At 47.7% G+C, this 18,216-nt stretch carries 14 protein-coding genes and 1 riboswitch; of the genes, 2 read left to right on the top strand and 12 right to left on the bottom strand.

All coding sequences use genetic code 11. The features are described from left to right. Positions 1-282: 282 nt before the first annotated feature. From E0E47_RS10715 to E0E47_RS17340, 6 genes are all read right to left on the bottom strand, one after another. Positions 283-2,820: a YfhO family protein gene (locus E0E47_RS10715; protein ID WP_130893650.1), complete on the bottom strand. Its 2,538-nt coding sequence runs from the start codon at positions 2,818-2,820 to the stop codon at positions 283-285. Positions 2,821-3,276: 456 nt separating this feature from the next. Beyond that, positions 3,277-3,936, bottom strand: coding sequence for a hypothetical protein (locus E0E47_RS10725; protein WP_130893652.1), 660 nt, complete (start codon positions 3,934-3,936; stop codon positions 3,277-3,279). A 14-nt stretch (positions 3,937-3,950) separates the two neighbouring features. Then, on the bottom strand, positions 3,951-4,238 hold the full coding sequence (locus tag E0E47_RS10730; RefSeq protein ID WP_130893653.1) for a hypothetical protein: 288 nt from the start codon (positions 4,236-4,238) through the stop codon (positions 3,951-3,953). A gap of 190 nt (positions 4,239-4,428) precedes the next feature. Next, entirely contained in the window at positions 4,429-5,640 is a 1,212-nt protein-coding gene (locus E0E47_RS10735) for a hypothetical protein (RefSeq protein ID WP_130893654.1), read from the bottom strand. Between the two features lie 78 nt (positions 5,641-5,718). After that, positions 5,719-5,988, bottom strand: coding sequence for a 30S ribosomal protein S15 (gene rpsO / locus E0E47_RS10740; protein ID WP_008626566.1), 270 nt, complete (start codon positions 5,986-5,988; stop codon positions 5,719-5,721). Continuing rightward, complete coding sequence (locus E0E47_RS17340; RefSeq protein WP_172604692.1) at positions 5,979-6,122, bottom strand: hypothetical protein; 144 nt, start codon at positions 6,120-6,122, stop codon at positions 5,979-5,981. Before E0E47_RS17340 ends, rpsO begins: the two co-directional genes overlap by 10 nt. A 19-nt stretch (positions 6,123-6,141) precedes the next feature. Between E0E47_RS17340 and typA the strand changes: the two genes are divergently transcribed. Next, positions 6,142-7,944 carry a translational GTPase TypA gene (gene typA / locus E0E47_RS10745; RefSeq protein WP_130893655.1) on the top strand — a complete coding sequence of 601 codons (1,803 nt, stop codon included), beginning with the start codon at positions 6,142-6,144 and terminating at the stop codon, positions 7,942-7,944. Between the two features lie 214 nt (positions 7,945-8,158). After that, on the top strand, positions 8,159-9,883 hold the full coding sequence (locus E0E47_RS10750; protein WP_130893656.1) for an endonuclease: 1,725 nt from the start codon (positions 8,159-8,161) through the stop codon (positions 9,881-9,883). A 98-nt stretch (positions 9,884-9,981) separates the two neighbouring features. Here the strand turns inward: E0E47_RS10750 and nrdG are convergent, their stop codons facing one another. The 6 genes from nrdG to E0E47_RS10780 all read right to left on the bottom strand — a co-directional run bounded on the left by nrdG (position 9,982) and on the right by E0E47_RS10780 (position 18,071). Further along, positions 9,982-10,470 carry an anaerobic ribonucleoside-triphosphate reductase activating protein gene (gene nrdG / locus E0E47_RS10755; RefSeq protein WP_130893657.1) on the bottom strand — a complete coding sequence of 163 codons (489 nt, stop codon included), beginning with the start codon at positions 10,468-10,470 and terminating at the stop codon, positions 9,982-9,984. Positions 10,471-10,476: 6 nt separating this feature from the next. Further along, positions 10,477-12,690, bottom strand: coding sequence for an anaerobic ribonucleoside triphosphate reductase (locus E0E47_RS10760; RefSeq protein WP_130893658.1), 2,214 nt, complete (start codon positions 12,688-12,690; stop codon positions 10,477-10,479). 129 nt (positions 12,691-12,819) lie between these two features. Continuing rightward, positions 12,820-13,022, bottom strand: a riboswitch (cobalamin riboswitch). A 204-nt stretch (positions 13,023-13,226) separates the two neighbouring features. Further along, the gene (locus E0E47_RS10765; protein ID WP_130893659.1) at positions 13,227-14,468 is read right to left on the bottom strand and encodes a porin family protein; all 1,242 of its coding nucleotides are present in this window, start codon (positions 14,466-14,468) and stop codon (positions 13,227-13,229) included. Continuing rightward, positions 14,458-15,024, bottom strand: a complete 567-nt coding sequence (locus E0E47_RS10770) for an RNA polymerase sigma factor (RefSeq protein ID WP_130893660.1) — start codon at positions 15,022-15,024, stop codon at positions 14,458-14,460. Before E0E47_RS10770 ends, E0E47_RS10765 begins: the two co-directional genes overlap by 11 nt. 30 nt (positions 15,025-15,054) lie before the next feature. Next, entirely contained in the window at positions 15,055-15,804 is a 750-nt protein-coding gene (locus tag E0E47_RS10775; RefSeq protein WP_130893661.1) for a NigD1/NigD2 family lipoprotein, read from the bottom strand. 158 nt (positions 15,805-15,962) lie between these two features. Further along, positions 15,963-18,071: a protein-disulfide reductase DsbD family protein gene (locus tag E0E47_RS10780; protein WP_415957596.1), complete on the bottom strand. Its 2,109-nt coding sequence runs from the start codon at positions 18,069-18,071 to the stop codon at positions 15,963-15,965. Between the last annotated feature and the right edge of the window lie 145 nt (positions 18,072-18,216).

An 18,216-nucleotide genomic window follows, 5' to 3' on the forward strand; every position in this document is an offset into this window, starting at 1 on the left:
AAATGGAAAGAAATTTATCAAAAGACAAACTAACAGTATAAATATGCAATAAAAATACAAATTTTTAAAGAAGAAGACGAATTAGAAGCGATTTACAAGTTTCTTTTTGGTATCTACGGAATGAAATCAATTTCCAAAAAACACCCGTTTAACCTCCCCAAATCCCCACCACCGTCAATCATCATTAAACTCCTACACCAAAAGAAAAACGGAAATGATTTCTTATCTTTCTCAAAACCATCTCCGCTTCTTCTCTCAGTTCTTAACTTCAAACCACAAAACTTACTTTTGAGTCTCTTTCCTCCTTTTCCAAACCTCACGTCCCAACAAAAAAAGCATACCCAACATCAACAGAACCAAAGAGACATTGGCCACCGTCTCTGTCACGTGCAGGCTCTTCGGGTCAAACTTGAAAGCCACCGTATGCTTTCCGGGAGCCACCTTGATGGCACGTAGGATATAATCGGCACAAGCGATTTCCACCGGTTCACCGTCCACTGTGGCTTGCCATCCGGGATAATAAATCTCAGAAAAGACAACGACTCCTCCTTTCGACGAATTGACTTCATACACCAAAGCATTGGCATCGTATGAGGTTAGCCTCACCGTTGCTGCAGAATCCACCGGTTGGCTTCCTTCTGCCACACCCAATATACCCTTATATTTACCGGCAACCAACGCTATCCCTTTCGGATTTACTTGATGTAAACCTAAAATTTCATCATCGGCACTGGTCACGTAACGAACCTCCTTCACAAACCACCCGTTGCCGTTTGCATGAGGATTGGGCACAGGGAAAGTCTGCCCGCCTTCTTGCCCCATAATGGCATACTTCACGTTAAGCATATTCAACACCGGGAATATCGTATCCCCGTCCACTTTTGACAAATCGCCACGAACAGCAGCCACGGCACGAGCGAATTTTCCCATCTCTGGTGCGATATGCTCCTCTATCATTTCTTGATAACGACGAAGTTTTGCCGCATGGTAACCACCGATACTTTTATGATAATAAGAAGTCTTGTTTTCATTGAAAGGACTTCCGGCCAGGTTCATCACACGGTAATCCTTGTCCTTATCGCGCAGGATAAACTCATCCGCCGGTGTCTTAGGCACCACATTCGTGGCAGCCGACACCGGCTCGCTGAACATCCCGTCATTCAAATAACGCTTGTCTACCTGCCACAAATCAAACAAACACAACACGAACACGGCACTGACCAACACGCCGCCACTGACTTTTTTGGCATTATAAGCCAAAAGCAATAATAAACCTATCGCTATGATAATGAAGCTACGCCAGGCATCGGCTACCACTACGGCCTTACGCATCTCATGCAAATTACCCAATATGCCGCCTAACATGTCGCCGGGAATATACCCTTTGGCCGTAGCATCCTGCAACATGGACATTTCTGCCGTAGAAATATAATTGCCGAAAAATACATCAGGCATCAAAGCGAACAAGAGCGCAAAGCCTCCCGTCAAGGCAAAACTGGCATATACATATTTAAGTTTCGCCTTCAGCAATTCCGGCTGTTCCAACAAGGCCTTCAGCCCCAACATAGCCAACAACGGAATGGTGAACTCAGCCACAACCAGAATGGAAGCCACAGCACGGAACTTGTCATACAACGGGACATAATCAAGGAAGAGATTCGTAAGCCCCATGAAATTACGCCCCCATGAAAGCATCACGGAAAGCACCGTCAAAGCCAACAGGCACCATTTCATGGGGCCTTTCAGTACGAAAAGGGACAAGACGAACAGCATCATCACGAAAGCACCCACATACACCGGCCCGCTCGTACCTGGCTGTTCCCCCCAATATTGTGTCAGGGCTTGATAAACAGGTGTATATTGCGGATTGGCTTTCTCCATGGCTTTCTCACTGGCAGTCAATGGTAGAGAAGCACCTCCTTTTACGTTAGGGATAAGCAACGACCATGTCTCCCCGATGCCATAACTCCATTGCGTAATATAATCACGCTCCAACCCGTCTTTTGTCTGGTTGCCGGGGTCCTGCTTGTTTTTATATGCCAATTCACTCTTTCCTCGCATGCTTTCCTTACTATATTGGTAGGTATGGTACAAGTTGGATGAATTGATAGCCACCCCAAGGAGCCCGGCCACAATCAACATTCCGGTAGCCTTGCACCAACCGGCCATTTTCTTTTCTTTCACAGCCTGAACCAGATAGGCCAAAGCCATCAATCCCATTACCGGCAAAAAGTAGTAACTCATCTGCACATGGTTGGACATGATTTGCAAAGCCAAAAAGAAAGCCGTTACCACCCCACCCCACAAATATTTACCACGGTAACATAACACCAAACCAGCTATCGTGGGCGGAATATAAGCCAAAGCCATTACTTTCCAAATGTGTCCGGCACCTATTATAATAAAGAAATAAGAAGAAAAGGCCCACAGTATGGCACCCAACGCAGCCATCCATACCTTGAAGTCAAACGCGCGCAGCAGGATATAGAAGCCCAACAACATGACGAAAACATACATGGCCACACCGGTCAGTCCTAACTGGTAGACTTTCTGCAAACCGACCAAAGTGTCGGTAGAATCATAACTCGGTGCCATTTGATAAGTTGGCATTCCGGAAAACAAGGCATTCGTCCAACGTGTCCGCTCCCCGGTACGTTGATAATACTCTTGCATTTCCACTCCTGCACCGACACCTCCACTATGGTCGTGCCCTGTAAGAACCAACCCCTCTGTCACGGGTTGGAAAAAATACAAAAAGCCTATCGCGATGAACAACACCACAGCCAACGCGTCCGGCAAATAATTCTTTATTTTATTCATTTCCTATATTATAATATAAAATTAAATTTCTGGTTCGCGTGCGAAAGTAATAAAAAAAACCGCCTTCCACAAGGGAAAGCGGTTAAAATCTGCCGCAACGGGACAAAATGAACTTCAGGGCACATAATAGGATAAAGCATAACTAACAACGGAAACCAACAGGAATGACATCGCCAACCAGTCCTGAGCAGTCAGGCCGACCATACTCCATTCAACACCCAATAACACCATACCACATAAAACAATTCCTACTGCAAACCTACGATCCCACGCCCCAAACTTCCGCATATATATCCAATGGAAAACCCGGACACGCCTCCAACCCATCTTCCACATTATCAGCAATAACAACAAGGCCAAACATATAATCATAGGCAAATAAGGGAACAGGAAACCTACGGTAGCCAAATAGAAGCAAAAACAAAACTCAGACAACAAATACAAAAACAGCTTCATTTACTCCTTACTTGATACACACATTGCACTATTGCCCATAAAAACCACAGCAGACTTCATTTTAGCCTTAGACGTTCCGACAACAGGACTTTTATCTATCATTTCTTGAATTCTCTCTACATAAACAGGAATCATTTCCGGATTTAACTCTGAACATTTTTTTAGTACTTTTTGATTTATCAGCCGTATTTCATTAATATCACATTCATCCAGTTTTACATGTTGTTGGAGTACCCCCAACGAAGCTTCACAAACTTTTTCTTCATCAATCTTCTGGATTAAATAGAGTTTCTGAATAGAATCTATTTGTTCCGCAAAAATCGACATTTCCTTAACTTCATTCTGGCTCATGCGTTTTTCACAAAACCCATAAACATGGGCATAAGAATTTACTTTTCTTATAAGTGCATCTTTATTCACCGAAAGGTCATTTCTAATAAATGCATTACGAGCATCATAAATCTGGTTTACAATCAAATTATGATAATAGCCTAATGAATCCACCTTTACACTTACACTATCCTCTGGAGCATATACAGGTAACACCATAGAATATACGTCATTGGGAATCACTTGGCTGTCGGTTTTATTCACGATGTAATGTATGGCAGAAAGTGCCGCCCCACCAATAAGTCCACCTGTAACATATCCAGGTACCATACCAGAAAAACCTCCTATCCATCCACCTGCAAAAAATCCAATCCGACTTCCATAATCCCATCCATATCTGCTTTCACCGTAGAATATACCAAATAAGTTTCTTTTAACGAACGTTTCCCCACTTGAAATTCGGCATTTACTTCATCTATTTTATTCGCCAAATCCATATACGCCTTCTCTAAATTTTCCTTGGGTACAACATCCGAAACAAACGAATTATTCATTTTACCTTCTACATCATCATTGCTTGCACATCCACACATAGCAGCTGACACAACAACACTCATTATAAACTTTTTCATCACTTATATTTTAAAATTAATGATTAAAATTAATCCACACCCTCCATTGTGAATCCGATGCAAAAGTATAACACCTACGAGAACCAAGCAAATAGGAAGTTACAGCAAAAAACATCTCAGAATAAAATAAATCAGAAAGTTAGCAAAAAAAACCTTCACGTTAATGTAACCTATTTCCCATACAAATCCACTATTTATCTTTTGCTTTTGATGCCATACGGCTCTTGATGACTTTAAAAGTCGAAGCCGACACCCCAACAAGACCAGCAATCTCATTGTCCACAAAACCTTCATGGCGGAGTATGCAAATAAATATTTCACGAGAAGTCAAAGATGGGTTTTCTTTTAGCACCGACTGGCAATACGAATGATTCGCATCACCCAATTCATCATATCCCTCCACAAGAAAACGATAATCAAAAGCCCGATCTCCATAACGGGATTTGTCTTTTGACAGATAGTTCTTCACCAACATGGCCGCAGCAAATTTCCGCACAGCTTGAGAATGGTTGTTTTCACTCTGCTTTAATCGGTTTTTTGTGGAAAACAACAACTTTTCATTGTACTTTATCCGCTCCAACAACAAATCCTTTTCTTTCTGCACCTTTTCATTCTCTTCCGAACGGGCATCCAATTCATTAATCCGCCGGGTATATCCCAATATCTCAGCCATCAGTTCCCGTTCGCGCAACTTCTTACGGACTGCATAATAAAAAGTCAACAGAATAACCACGAACAGAAAAGAAACCACCGCCATTCCCCACTGCCAATACGCCCTTCGTTCTTTCTCCTGTTCGTATCTCATTTCCGCCACAGCAATGTCTTTAGCCTGCACTCCCCCCGGCACAACCTTGTTATTTACAATAGGTATAGAATCTATCATCCCCAAGCGGGTTCTTGCTTCTTCATATAACCCACTCCGATAATAGATAGACTTCAAATAACTCAGCAAAAGTACTTCCCTTCCGGGTATCATCAAACGTTCACGCGATTCATAAACTTCCAACAAATAAGGCAAGGCCTCTTTTTCACGATGCTTCTGGTACAAACTGATTCCATAATATAATTGTGCAACCAAACGATGTGATTCGTCATCATTACCTTGCCCCATATAATAACTACAAGCCACATTTAATGCAGAATCGTCCACAATCCGGTTTGTCTGGTATAAGGCATCCACATACATCAATGCATACCGTGCCGCAGTACTTTCTTCAAAATCCTGACTCCAACGCCAATTCCCTTTCAAATATACCAACACCGAATCCGGTTCTTCTAACATCTCACTCTCCATACAGGCCAACATTCGTTCAAAGCCCCAATGTACCCCTTTATCTATCAAGAAGCAACCACACACAACCAACAACACTCCTCCTGCCCATTTGTTAGAAAGCTTACCCATAAGAGCCATTTTACAGATTATAAAAAAAACCGCCTTCCACAAGGGAAAGCGGTTAAAATCTTCAGTGCGGCATGCGAATTACTTACGCAAGCCCAAAGCCTTGACGATGGCGCGGTATCTTTCGATATCACGAGCCTTCAGGTAGTTCAACAAAGCGCGACGCTTACCTACCATGATAGTCAAAGCTCTTTCAGTACTATAATCTTTACGGTTCTGCTTCATGTGCTCCGTCAAGTGGGAAATACGGTATGAAAACAATGCAATCTGGCTCTCTGCCGAACCAGTATCAGTGTTAGACTTCCCGTACTGTCCAAAGATTTCTTGCTTCTTAGCTGAGTCTAAATACATAAAATTAAGTTTTTAAAACCATTAATACTCTTAGCGGTTGCAAAGGTACTACATTTTCCCTTTACGCCAAAAGTTTCTTTCATTTTTTTGCCCCTATTCCGCACTTTTCCAATTATTTGTAGTAACTTTGCCATATTATTTTAGGTAAAAAGTATGCAGAACATTAGAAACATTGCTATTATTGCCCACGTAGACCACGGAAAGACTACGTTGGTGGACAAGATGCTGTTGGCGGGCAACCTGTTCCGCGAAAATCAACAGACAGGCGAATTGATGTTGGATAACAACGAACTGGAACGTGAACGCGGTATCACCATTCTATCCAAGAATGTTTCCATTAATTATAAAGGTACGAAAATCAATATAATCGACACTCCGGGACACTCCGATTTCGGCGGAGAGGTAGAGCGCGTGTTAAACATGGCCGACGGCTGCATCCTCTTGGTGGACGCTTTTGAAGGCCCGATGCCCCAGACACGTTTCGTGTTGCAAAAGGCACTCGAAATCGGACTGAAGCCCATCGTGGTCATCAACAAAGTAGACAAGCCGAACTGCCGTCCCGAAGAAGTATACGAAATGGTATTCGACCTCATGTGCGACCTGAACGCCACGGAAGACCAACTTGACTTCCCCGTCATCTACGGCTCTGCCAAAAACAACTGGATGGGCGAGGACTGGAAAACCCCGACAGGCAACATCTTCTACCTGCTCGACCAAATCGTAGAACACATTCCGGCACCCGTACAGTTAGAAGGCACGCCCCAGATGCTCATCACTTCATTGGACTATTCCAACTATACCGGGCGCATCGCTGTGGGACGCGTACACCGGGGCACCCTGAAAGAGGGCATGAACATCACCATCTGCCACCGTGACGGAAGCTGTGAAAAGACCAAAATCAAAGAACTGCATACGTTTACCGGCATGGGACGGCAAAAAGCCACCGAAGTGTCATCGGGCGACATCTGTGCCATCGTAGGTTTGGAGAATTTTGAAATCGGTGACACCATCTGTGACTACGAAAACCCGGAACCGCTACCCACCATCACCATCGACGAACCGACGATGAGCATGCTCTTCACCATCAACGACTCGCCGTTCTTCGGCAAAGAAGGCAAGTTCTGCACCAGCCGCCACATCAACGAACGGTTGGAAAAAGAACTGGAGAAGAACCTCGCCCTGCGCGTTTCCATGCCGGACGGGTACACCGACCGTTGGATTGTAGCCGGACGCGGCGTGCTCCATCTCTCTGTGCTCATCGAAACGATGCGACGCGAAGGATACGAATTGCAAGTAGGGCAACCCCAAGTCATCTACAAGGAAATCGACGGACAGCGTTGCGAACCTATCGAGGAACTGACCATCAACGTGCCCGAAGAGTTCTCCAGCAAGATGATTGACATGGTGACCCGCCGCAAAGGTGAAATGACCTCAATGGAAACACGGGGCGACCGCGTGGACATCGAATTCGACATTCCCTCGCGCGGCATCATCGGGCTGCGCACCAACGTGCTCACGGCCAGCCAGGGCGAAGCTATCATGGCCCACCGTTTTAAAGAATACCAACCATATAAAGGCGACATCAGCCGTCGCAGCAACGGGGTTATGATTGCCCTCGAAAGCGGAACGGCTTTCGCCTACGCCATCAACAACCTGCAAGACCGAGGCAAGTTCTTCATCGAACCGCAGGACGCAGTCTATGCAGGGCAAATCGTAGGGGAGCACATCCACGAAAACGACTTGGTGGTGAATGTGACCAAGAGCAAGCAGCTGACCAACATGCGCGCTTCGGGTTCCGATGAAAAAGCCCGCATCGTGCCGGCCACCATCCTCTCTTTGGAAGAAGCCTTGGAATATATCCGTGAAGACGAATACGTGGAAGTAACGCCCAAGAGCATGCGCATGCGTAAAATCATTCTTGACCACACGGAACGCAAACGCGCCAACCGCGACTGACATCATCCGGCAATATCCGCATACCCAAGGCCGCCCCGAAAAGGCGGCCTTTCTTATTCCATCCTGCAGAAAATACGATTGGTTTACAAAATGTCCGAGCTAAAGGTTATTTCGGAACTTTCCGCACGCAGTTTAACATAAATTACGCTGTACGCCGTACTCTTCTATGACTTTATTCCATACTTTTACATTTAAATCATAAAAACCATAAGTCATGAAAAGACTATTTACTTCCTGGACGCTCCTATGCGTCCTCATCCAATTATGGGCACAAGCTCCGTCCGGCTATTACACGGATGCCACAGGCTACAAGGGCCAATCCTTGAAAACGGCATTGTACCGGATTATCACCGACCATACGGCGCGAAGCTACAAGCAACTGTGGACCGACATGCAAAGTACCGACCGGCGAGAAGACGGAAAAGTATGGGACATGTACTCTTCTACCACAGATTTCACTTTTACCAGTGACCAATGCGGCACTTACAAGAATGAAGGAGATTGTTACAACAGAGAACACTCATTCCCCAAAAGTTGGTTTAACGACGCCAGTCCGATGTACACCGACTTGTTCCACCTGTATCCTACAGACGGCTATGTGAACAACCGACGTGGCAACTACCCTTTCGGCGAGACCAATGGAGAACAATATAAATCCAATGGCGGATACAGCAAGCTTGGCAAATGCACGTCTCCGGGTTACAGCGGCACCGTGTTTGAACCCGACGATGAATATAAGGGCGACTTCGCACGTTCCTACTTCTATATGGCCACCTGTTATGAAGACCGCATCGCCACATGGAACAGCGACATGTTGGCTCACAACAGCTATCCGGCCTATGCCAAATGGGCACTCGACATGCTGCTGCGTTGGGCAGCCGAAGACCCCGTAAGCCCTAAAGAGATTGCCCGCAACAATGCGGTGTATAAAATACAGAAGAACCGCAACCCCTATATCGACTTCCCCGGACTGGAACAATATGTATGGGGCAGCAAAACCGGCATTCCTTTCGACCCCGACAATTACGACGGTGGAGGTGAAGTGACCCCTCCGAACCCCGATGACGTGGCCAATCCCACCTTCACGCCGTCTGCAGGCAGCGTGGACAAAGGCACTACGGTCACGATAAGCACCACCACCCCGGCTGCTTACATAGTCTATTCCCTCAATGGCGGAAGCCTGCGCACGGAAGAATCGCCCGTCTATGTGGAAATCACGGAACCGACCACCATCGAGGCTTATGCCATGAAAGAGGACAAGATTAGCGAAACGGTAAGCGCGACCTACACGATTGTCAGCACCCTTCCGGACGAAGGCGTACAGACGTTCAAAAAAGTAAATTCGACAGACGCACTTGAAATAGGCAAACGTTACCTGATAGTGTGCGAAGACAAGAACAAGGCCATGGGAGCCATTCAAAATGATTTCAGGAGTTGCGAGGACGTTACCATCGAAACAGGCCAAATCCGCACGGAAGTAAACGGCAACGGACAGCCGTTCCAAGTCATCCTCGGCGGCCAGGAAGGTGCCTACACCCTGTATGATGCCACCGCAAAAGCTTACCTGTCGCTGACTTCAGACAAAAACAAGCTGCACAACTCAGGCGAGGCCGGCAGCAAAAACGCACAGTGGACCATCACCGTAAGCGGCGGACAGGCTTTCATACAGAACAACGCCTACAAGAGCCGCACCATCCAATACAACGCTTCATCGCCCCGTTTCGCCTGCTACACCAACGGGCAACAGCCCGTAGCACTCTACGTGAACACGACCTCGGGCAGCGGCATCAAGGAAGTAGTAGCAACGGAAGATTCCCTTGTGGACGTGTACACCATCAACGGGCAGCTCGTGCGACAAAACGTACAAGCATCACAAGCCCTGAACGGGTTGAAAAAAGGCATGTACGTCATCAAAGGAAACAAAGTATTGGTAAAGTAAAACAACTCTGTTCCCATACCCATCTATAAACGACCACATCCCGCCACGCCCCCGATAAGAACGTGGCGGGATGCGTATTAGAATGCAGCCCTATTATCTCATTGCGCGTACAAAACGACTTCGCCCTCGCGCAAAGAAGCTTGCACGTCAATCAGCCGTTGGTTGCGGCTACCGCGAAACAACGCGTCACGGTCGCGTAAGGATTCCACGTATGGCCCGTCCACCAACACATCAATGTATTGCAGCAATTCAGCCTGCCACCGGTCGTGCAGCAACCGTTCGAACTTATAACCGGTATAACACCAGATGTTTTTTCCGGTCTCCCGTTTCACGGCTTCTGCCAGTTCGGCAAATCCTTCCGGTTGGAACATCGGGTCGCCACCGCTGAACGTCACGTCCGCAAACTCATCGGGCCGGATGACCTGCATGATTTCCTCCGTCGTCATCAGGATTCCGGCCCCGATGTCCCACGACTGCGGATTATGGCAGCCGGGACAGGCATTGGGACACCCGGCGGCATACACCGTCGTACGGAATCCCGGTCCGTCCACCGTTGTGTCCTCAACAATCTTTATGACTGAAATCATCGTCGTTTATCGGTTTTCATGCACCACACGGTCATTCAGTTCGGCCAACTTGGCCTTGTTCCAACGGTCGGTCGTCCCGACCAAATAACCGGTAATGCGTTGCAGGCGGTCTATATGCCCACTGCCGCATTTGGGACACACTTTCATCTCCGGTTCGGCATTCTCATACCCGCAAGCCATGCAACGGTTACGGTTGTGGTTTACCGACCCGTAGCCGATATTATACTTGTCCATCATGTCCACCACGCGCATGATGGCTTCCGGATTATGGGTGGCATCCCCGTCGATTTCCACGTAGAAGATGTGGCCGCCCCGTGTCAGGTCGTGATAGGGTGCCTCAATTTCGGCCTTATGACGGGCACTGCATTTGTAATACACCGGCACATGGTTGGAATTGGTATAATACTCACGGTCGGTAATACCCGGTAAAACGCCGAACTGCTTGCGGTCGCCCCGGGTGAACCTTCCGGCCAATCCTTCAGCCGGAGTGGCCAACACGCTGTAATTATGTTGGTAGAGTTCCGAGAACTCGTTAGCACGGTCGCGCATATAGGTCACGATCTTCAGGCCGAGCTGCTGTGCCTCTTCCGACTCTCCATGATGCTTGCCGGTCAAAGCGACCAAGCATTCGGCCAAACCGATGAAACCGATGCCTAACGTCCCCTGGTTAATCACCGGAGCTATCGTATCGTTGGGCTTCAGCTTCTCGCATCCCAACCAAAGCGCACTCATCACCAACGGGAATTGCTTGGCAAAGGCTGTCTTCTGGAACTCCATACGCTCATGCAACTGACGGGCCGTGATTTCCAACATGTGGTCGAGCTTGGCAAAGAAACGAGCGATACGTTCTTCTTCATCTACAATCTCCATGCACTCGATGGCCAGACGCACGATGTTGATGGTTGAAAAAGAAATATTTCCCCGTCCGATAGAAGTCTTCGGCCCGAAACGGTTTTCAAAGACGCGGGTACGGCAACCCATCGTAGCCGTTTCATACAGGTAACGTTTCGGGTCGTCGGCACGCCACAGTTCATGCCGGTTGAACGTGGCATCCAAATTAATAAAGTTCGGGAAAAAACGACGGGCTGTCACCTTGCAGGCATATTGATAAAGGTCGTAATTGCGGTCGGTAGGCAAATAACTCACGCCCCGCTTCTTTTTCCAGATTTGAATCGGAAAGATGGCAGTTTCGCCGTTGCCCACCCCTTCGTAAGTACTACGCAGGATTTCGCGGATGATGCAACGCCCCTCGGCCGAGGTATCCGTACCGTAGTTCACGGAACTGAACACCACCTGATTCCCCCCACGGGAATGGATGGTATTCATATTGTGGATAAAGGCTTCCATAGCCTGATGCACCCGGGCCACAGTCTTGTTCATCGCATGCTGGAGGATACGTGCGTCGCCGGTCAGGCCATCCAGAGGACGAGTGACAAAGTCGTCCACTTCCTTATGATATAAAAGAGAGTAGTCTTCGGCGTTCAACTCCTCCAAGACCTTCACTTCTTCGATGAAACTGGCACGCACGAAAGGAGCCAGATAAAAATCAAGCGCAGGAATAGCCTGGCCGCCGTGCATCTCATTCTGTGCCGTTTCCATGGAAATACAGGCCAAAATACTGGCCGTCTCGATACGTTTGGCCGGACGGGACTCCCCGTGTCCGGCAGAGAAACCATGCTTCAAGATGTAGTCGAGCGGATGCTGCACGCACGTCAAGCTTTTGGTGGGATAATAATCCTTGTCATGGATATGCAGATAGTTGTGCTTGACCGCCTCTTTCACCTCTTCACTCAGCAGGTAGTCGTCTACGAAAGGCTTGGTGGTCTCGCTGGCAAACTTCATCATCATGCCGGCCGGCGTATCGGCATTCATGTTGGCATTCTCGCGAGTCACGTCGTTAGACTTGATATTGATGATTTCCAGAAATATGTCACGTGTCTTGGCCTTGCGGGCAATGCTGCGTTGGTTACGGTAAGCGATATATTTCTGCGCCACATCCTTACGGCGGCTTTTCATCAATTCCATTTCCACGGCATCCTGAATCTCCTCCACCGTCATTTGTGCCTTGCCACGGTTCGTCACGTGTTCGCATATCAAATGAATCAGCTCTTCATTCTCACCGGCCTCGGTGTGTACCATGGCCTTGCGTATGGCATCCCCGATTTTCCGAGCATTGAAACCCACGATGCGCCCGTCCCTTTTAACAACTGTCTGTATCATATTGCATTTATTTTCCGGGCCGAAAAAGTCCCGGCCTCCTTTTTCTAAAAGAAGCCCTGTTTCTCCGGCATCTAAAATTTTGTATCTTTCTTATTACGTTCCCACCGTCATCCCCTTGTCCCCGGAGTCCGTACGGCTATGTCACAGGCAGGTCTTCTGACTTACTCGCGTTTCATGTCCTTCCCGTTTCGCCCGACGAAACAGTGGATGCAGCATGTCATGAAACGTATAAAAGAGTTCACAGCAGCGGGTCTGTCGGGGACTCTCACCCCGTTCCCTTTTCACCCTGTCGGCCGACTGGCAAACAGGGCACCTGAACAACGGCAAAGGTACACCTTTTCCTTTTTTCGTGCAAGTGTTCTCGCTGTTTTTATTTTAAAGTTTCCAGATTTTACAATCCGAAAAACAATTAAAAAACTTATAATCATTAGATTATTAATACAATTTACCAAAACGAAAAGGCCAAAAGTTTCCCAAAATAAAAAACATGTATGCAACAGGATCAAATCAGGTCTTCGGAAAGGACAAGCCTTATGTCACAAACCGAAAGAAAACCTAAGCCCGAATTCCAAATTAAAATTCAATGGTTTCTCCTTATAGATATTGGAAACAGAACTTCCATTATCAAAATAGTAGCTCACTCCCGGCTCCACATACAAACCTACCACTGACGACAAGTTAAGCTGCATCCCGGCGGCTGCATTTACAGAATATTGCCAAGGTTTTTCCCGTACATCCTTATGTGTAGATGACTTTATCCGACCTTTCCACGTATAATCCGTTTCCGTATCTCCATCCACGCACTTCTCGGCCATTCCTCCGGCCGACAGATACAAATCCATCCACCGTTTCTTCCACAAACTGGCCTTAAAGTTCAAGGGAATCCCTACGTATTGCAGGGATTGCCGGACCTCATAACTATAATCTTCTCCAGAAGAAGAAAGACTTGACGAAAGATAAGTATAAGAAAGACCGCTTTCTATACCGAACCTTTCGTTTACGGCATAACAGGCAGACACGCCGAACCTGACGGGCTGCTTGTGTTTCATCGGGACAACGCCATCCACATACCGATGGGCAGACCTTATGGCCGTCACCGGAAATTTTCCACATTCCATCGCCTCGGGGTGTCCCCAAGAGGGGATAGTTCCCATCAGGACAACTCCTCCGTTCCCATAATTCATTATCGATTTTCCTGGAGTATTGGATGCAAAAAGACTCACAGCCAACCAATGCGACCTTTCTTTCTTGACCTTTCCGACGTTTGGAACCGACCCAGGATAACGGCCTATTCCATCAGGATAAGGCTTTCCCGAATTTCCATGGCTATCTTCAGGAATCGTTTTTTCTCTTTCAGCCAAAAGTTCTTTTCTCTCTTCAGCTAAAGCCTTCCCACCTTCTTCCGATACGGCAGGCCGGTCGCAAGCCACTATATCTTTCCCGGACGGTTTACGACGGCATGGCTCCTTTTCCACGCGCTGCACTTTTGCCCAAAAGGCATCCGTCGGCCCAAGAAGAACGCCTTCGGTTGGAATGCGATTGTCTGCAAAAGACATAAAAACCGGCTGACACACATTCCTTCCCAAAGGCACAACTATCGCCAACGCTGCCGCAATCCCGGCCAAGCGCAGCCATACGGTACTCCTCCCACGAGAAGAGGAGACGGACAGGCGTTGCTCTTCCAAAGCCTTGTTTATCCCGTCCCACAGCCCGTCGGGAGGGGTGACCTCGTAACCGTCCAGTTTCTTTTGCCATTCATTCAACCATTTATCTTCCATTGACCTGAGCTTTATATCTTTGAACTTCCTTTGCCAACACCGCCTTTGCCCGATGCAGTTGCGAAGCCGATGTACTCTCTTTTATATTCAGCATCGCCGCAATCTCCTTATGGCTCTTCCTTTCGAACACATACAAATTGAAAACAGCCCTATACCCTGCCGGTAAACGGCAAATCATTTCCTGAAGAACTTCAGACGGAATGTCCCCCGCATCCGGCTCATCCTCGACCGTGTCCGGTACGTCCCATCCGTCGCCAAGGGATTCCAACTGCCGGCCGCGCTTCAAGAATTTCAATGACTCGTTCACCACAATACGTACCATCCATCCCCGGAGAGAGCCTTCACCCCTCCACTCGAAACCGTGAATGGAAGTGAATATCTTCACGAAACAATCCTGAAGGACATCTCTCACATCGTCCATACAAGCCACATAACGGGAACACACGGCTGTGAGGCAACCTGCATAGCGACAATATAATAATTTCATCGCTACACGGTCGCCCCGCTGTATACCTCGAACCAAATCCTGTTCGCCTTCGTCTCCGATACGCGTCATGCTGAACGAACGGTTATCTGTCCCCTAATACTATCGTAACGCACCTCCTCTTTGCATTTGTTCTATTTGTTTTGCCACGTTTCCTGTCTTTTTACGGGTACAATAATCAAACTCTGCCGTCCTCCTTCCCCGGAACGACCGCCAAACCAACGTCAGCTTGACCGTGCGCCCTCCCGTATCGGGAAGCTTCCCTAAATCAAAGGCCACAAGCGCATCGCTCCGCCAACTCCCCGCATCCCCGCAAGCATCGTGACGAAACTCCACCTCATAGGGATTCTCCGGATTGCCCCCGGTCAATAAATTCACCTTATGGGGAATCCCCCTGCTGCCCCACAAAGTAGAGAAACGCAGAGTCAGATAACCGTCTTCCGCCACAGTCACCCAATCGTCTACTATCTCCACAGGGTCATTCCCGTATAGCGAATCGTTCACCAAAGCAGAATCCGGAACCGTTTTTTTCGTCAGGATGCTGTCCATCCAGTTTACATAGACTGCACGCGCACGGGAATGCCTGTCTTCGTCTACGTCCGTAAAATGCACCAAAGCTCGCACCTCCTTTTCTCCGAAAGGGGAAGAAGACAGGTTGACCGGCCAAAGCGTTGTCTCATCATCCAACTGCAAGAAACAGGAATCCGTACCGCCCTTGACCGTCACCAAAGCATTCGGACTGAGATAAGGATACCATACATAAACCTCACCATCGTCATCCGAACAAGACTGAAACAAAACCGGAGCCAATAACAGGAAGGCCAACAACCATAAGACATGTACTTTCTTCATTTTTCATCCAATTTAAAAATCCGACATTCTATTTATCAAACTGCGAACCGACCAAATCCTTGCTCATTCCGATGAAAAATAACGTTAAAAACCAACCATAAAAAATAGGGATGTACCATTTTCATCTGATACATCCCCTGATATTCCCAATACAAGAATTACTTGTTCTTATAATTCCTCAAACCAGTCTGCAAGAAATCTATATATTTGTTGACATCCTCGTCGTACGAATATGACTTGTTCAACGGTTTGCCTTCATTGTCGAGCAACACATAGAACGGTTGGGCATTGGCCCCGAACTTACTGCGCTGCAGGTAGCTCCATTTGTCACCTACCGTACGCAAAGTACGTTCCTGCCCGTTCTCAGTCACCTTGATAGGTTCCGGCAACTTAGTCTTTTCATCCACATACAGCGTGATCAGCACGTAATCATTCTGCATGATATCCGCCACCTTCTGGTCGGCCCACACAGCCAACTCCATCTTGCGGCAATTCACGCAACCATATCCGGTAAAGTCTATCATCACGGGCTTACCTTGCTGGCGCGCATATTCCATCCCGGCATCATAATCCATGAACTGGGCTTTCACCTCGTTCTCATAAAGGTTGAAGTCTTGCGTGTTCATCGGAGGCGAAAAGGCACTGATAGCCTTCAGCGGTGCTCCCCACAAACCGGGCACCATGTAGATGGCAAAAGCGAAGGAAACCAAAGCCATGAAGAAACGGGTGACCGAAGTACGGTGATTGACCACTACATTACCGGACTCGTCATATTCGTCTTCATCATGCGGGAAACGCAACCAACCTATAAGATAAGCACCCAACAAAGCAAAAATCACTATCCACAGACTCAGGAAAGCCTCACGATCGAGGATATGCCATCCATAGGCCAAATCGGCCACCGACAGGAACTTCAAGGCAAAAGCCAATTCCAAGAAACCGAGCGTCACCTTCACACAATTCATCCAATTACCGGATTTCGGCATCGTCTTCAGCCAGGCCGGGAACATGGCAAACAACGTGAAAGGCAAAGCCAAGGCAATGGCAAAACCCAACATGCCGACGGTCGGGGCAAGAATACTGCCCGACGTGGACACTTCTACCAACAGGAAACCGATAATCGGCCCCGTACAGGAAAAAGAAACCAAAGCAAGGGTAAAAGCCATCAGGAAAATGCTCAACAAACCTGTTGTTGATTCGGCCTTACTATCTACCGCATTACTCCATGAAGAAGGCAACGTAATTTCAAAAGCACCGAAGAAACTGGCGGCAAACACCAACAACATCAGGCAGAAGAAGATGTTGAATACCGCATTCGTGGACAGGGCATTCAAGGCACTGGCACCGAAAATACCGGTAATCACTAAGCCCAAAAGCACATAAATGACCACTATGCTCACGCCATACGTCGCCGCATCGCGGATACCTTTGCGTTTGTCTCCCGAACGTTTCAGGAAGAAACTCACGGTCATCGGGATAATCGGCCATACACAAGGGGTAAGCAAAGCGACCAAGCCACCAAGGAATCCCAACAGGAATATCTTCCACCAAGCCTGGTCGGCTGCATTGGAGGCGTCTTCACCGAAAGCAGCCAACTCATCAATGACAGGTGTCCAATAATCGCTTGCCGCCACAACGGCATTACCACCGGCCACTGCAGAAGGCACGGAGTCCGCCACGGACAAGCCCGTGGCAACCGTATCAATCCCACCGATGACAGGCGCATCTGTTTTTTCCTCCTTCTCCACCACCGATGCATCCGCAACTTTCTCTTTCTGTTTCTGAGGCTTTGCCACAGCATTTCCGGCCGCAGGCTTTCCGCTTCCGGAGAAAGCAAACTCCACATTAGTCGGAGGCATGCAATTCTCATCGTTACAAGCCCCATAGTTCAGATACCCTTTCACGGAATAAGTAGCGTCCGTAATACGTATTTTCTGCACGAAAACAGCCGTATTCTCCATATAGCTGACTTCCATCCCGAAAAGATTGTCGTATGCCTTATGCACTTTTCCACGTGCCGTCAGCTTACCTACCGGCTCCACACCTTTCTGTTCATCGAAATTAATAGTGGCCGGAGTCGGGCCGCCATCCGGGATGTCCGTAGAATAAACATGCCAACCCGCTTCCGCCTTTCCAGTAAAAACAATCTCGAATTCAGATTCAGACAGTTTCTTTTGGGAAACAGAAAAACTCACCGGGTCGTGAAACTGTGCCCACAGCGGCAAGGTCATGACCCATAACAACAGTAATGAGGTTATTTTCTTCATCATCAAGAATAAACATTTTAAGGTGCAAAGATAGTAAAACTGCAAGGGGGATAAAAGCAAAGTCAGAAAAACCTATATGTTTTTACAGTTTTTTTTAGAATAGTATCCTTAAAAAGCCGAACTAAAAAAGGTCTGCCCAAATACT

Origin of the sequence: Paraprevotella xylaniphila YIT 11841 (genome assembly GCF_900683745.1) — a bacterium.
Lineage (GTDB): Bacteria > Bacteroidota > Bacteroidia > Bacteroidales > Bacteroidaceae > Paraprevotella > Paraprevotella xylaniphila.

Coding starts and splice junctions, on each gene's coding strand:
- E0E47_RS10770 (WP_130893660.1), bottom strand. CDS start 15,024: ATGACGCGTATCGGAGACGAAGGCGAACAGGATTTGGTTCGAGGTATA.
- E0E47_RS10765 (WP_130893659.1), bottom strand. CDS start 14,468: ATGGAAGATAAATGGTTGAATGAATGGCAAAAGAAACTGGACGGTTAC.
- E0E47_RS17340 (WP_172604692.1), bottom strand. CDS start 6,122: ATGGCAAAGTTACTACAAATAATTGGAAAAGTGCGGAATAGGGGCAAA.
- E0E47_RS10715 (WP_130893650.1), bottom strand. CDS start 2,820: ATGAATAAAATAAAGAATTATTTGCCGGACGCGTTGGCTGTGGTGTTG.
- E0E47_RS10780 (WP_415957596.1), bottom strand. CDS start 18,071: ATGAAGAAAATAACCTCATTACTGTTGTTATGGGTCATGACCTTGCCG.
- E0E47_RS10760 (WP_130893658.1), bottom strand. CDS start 12,690: ATGATACAGACAGTTGTTAAAAGGGACGGGCGCATCGTGGGTTTCAAT.
- E0E47_RS10750 (WP_130893656.1), top strand. CDS start 8,159: ATGAAAAGACTATTTACTTCCTGGACGCTCCTATGCGTCCTCATCCAA.
- nrdG (WP_130893657.1), bottom strand. CDS start 10,470: ATGATTTCAGTCATAAAGATTGTTGAGGACACAACGGTGGACGGACCG.
- rpsO (WP_008626566.1), bottom strand. CDS start 5,988: ATGTATTTAGACTCAGCTAAGAAGCAAGAAATCTTTGGACAGTACGGG.
- E0E47_RS10725 (WP_130893652.1), bottom strand. CDS start 3,936: ATGGTACCTGGATATGTTACAGGTGGACTTATTGGTGGGGCGGCACTT.
- typA (WP_130893655.1), top strand. CDS start 6,142: ATGCAGAACATTAGAAACATTGCTATTATTGCCCACGTAGACCACGGA.
- E0E47_RS10735 (WP_130893654.1), bottom strand. CDS start 5,640: ATGGGTAAGCTTTCTAACAAATGGGCAGGAGGAGTGTTGTTGGTTGTG.
- E0E47_RS10730 (WP_130893653.1), bottom strand. CDS start 4,238: ATGAAAAAGTTTATAATGAGTGTTGTTGTGTCAGCTGCTATGTGTGGA.
- E0E47_RS10775 (WP_130893661.1), bottom strand. CDS start 15,804: ATGAAGAAAGTACATGTCTTATGGTTGTTGGCCTTCCTGTTATTGGCT.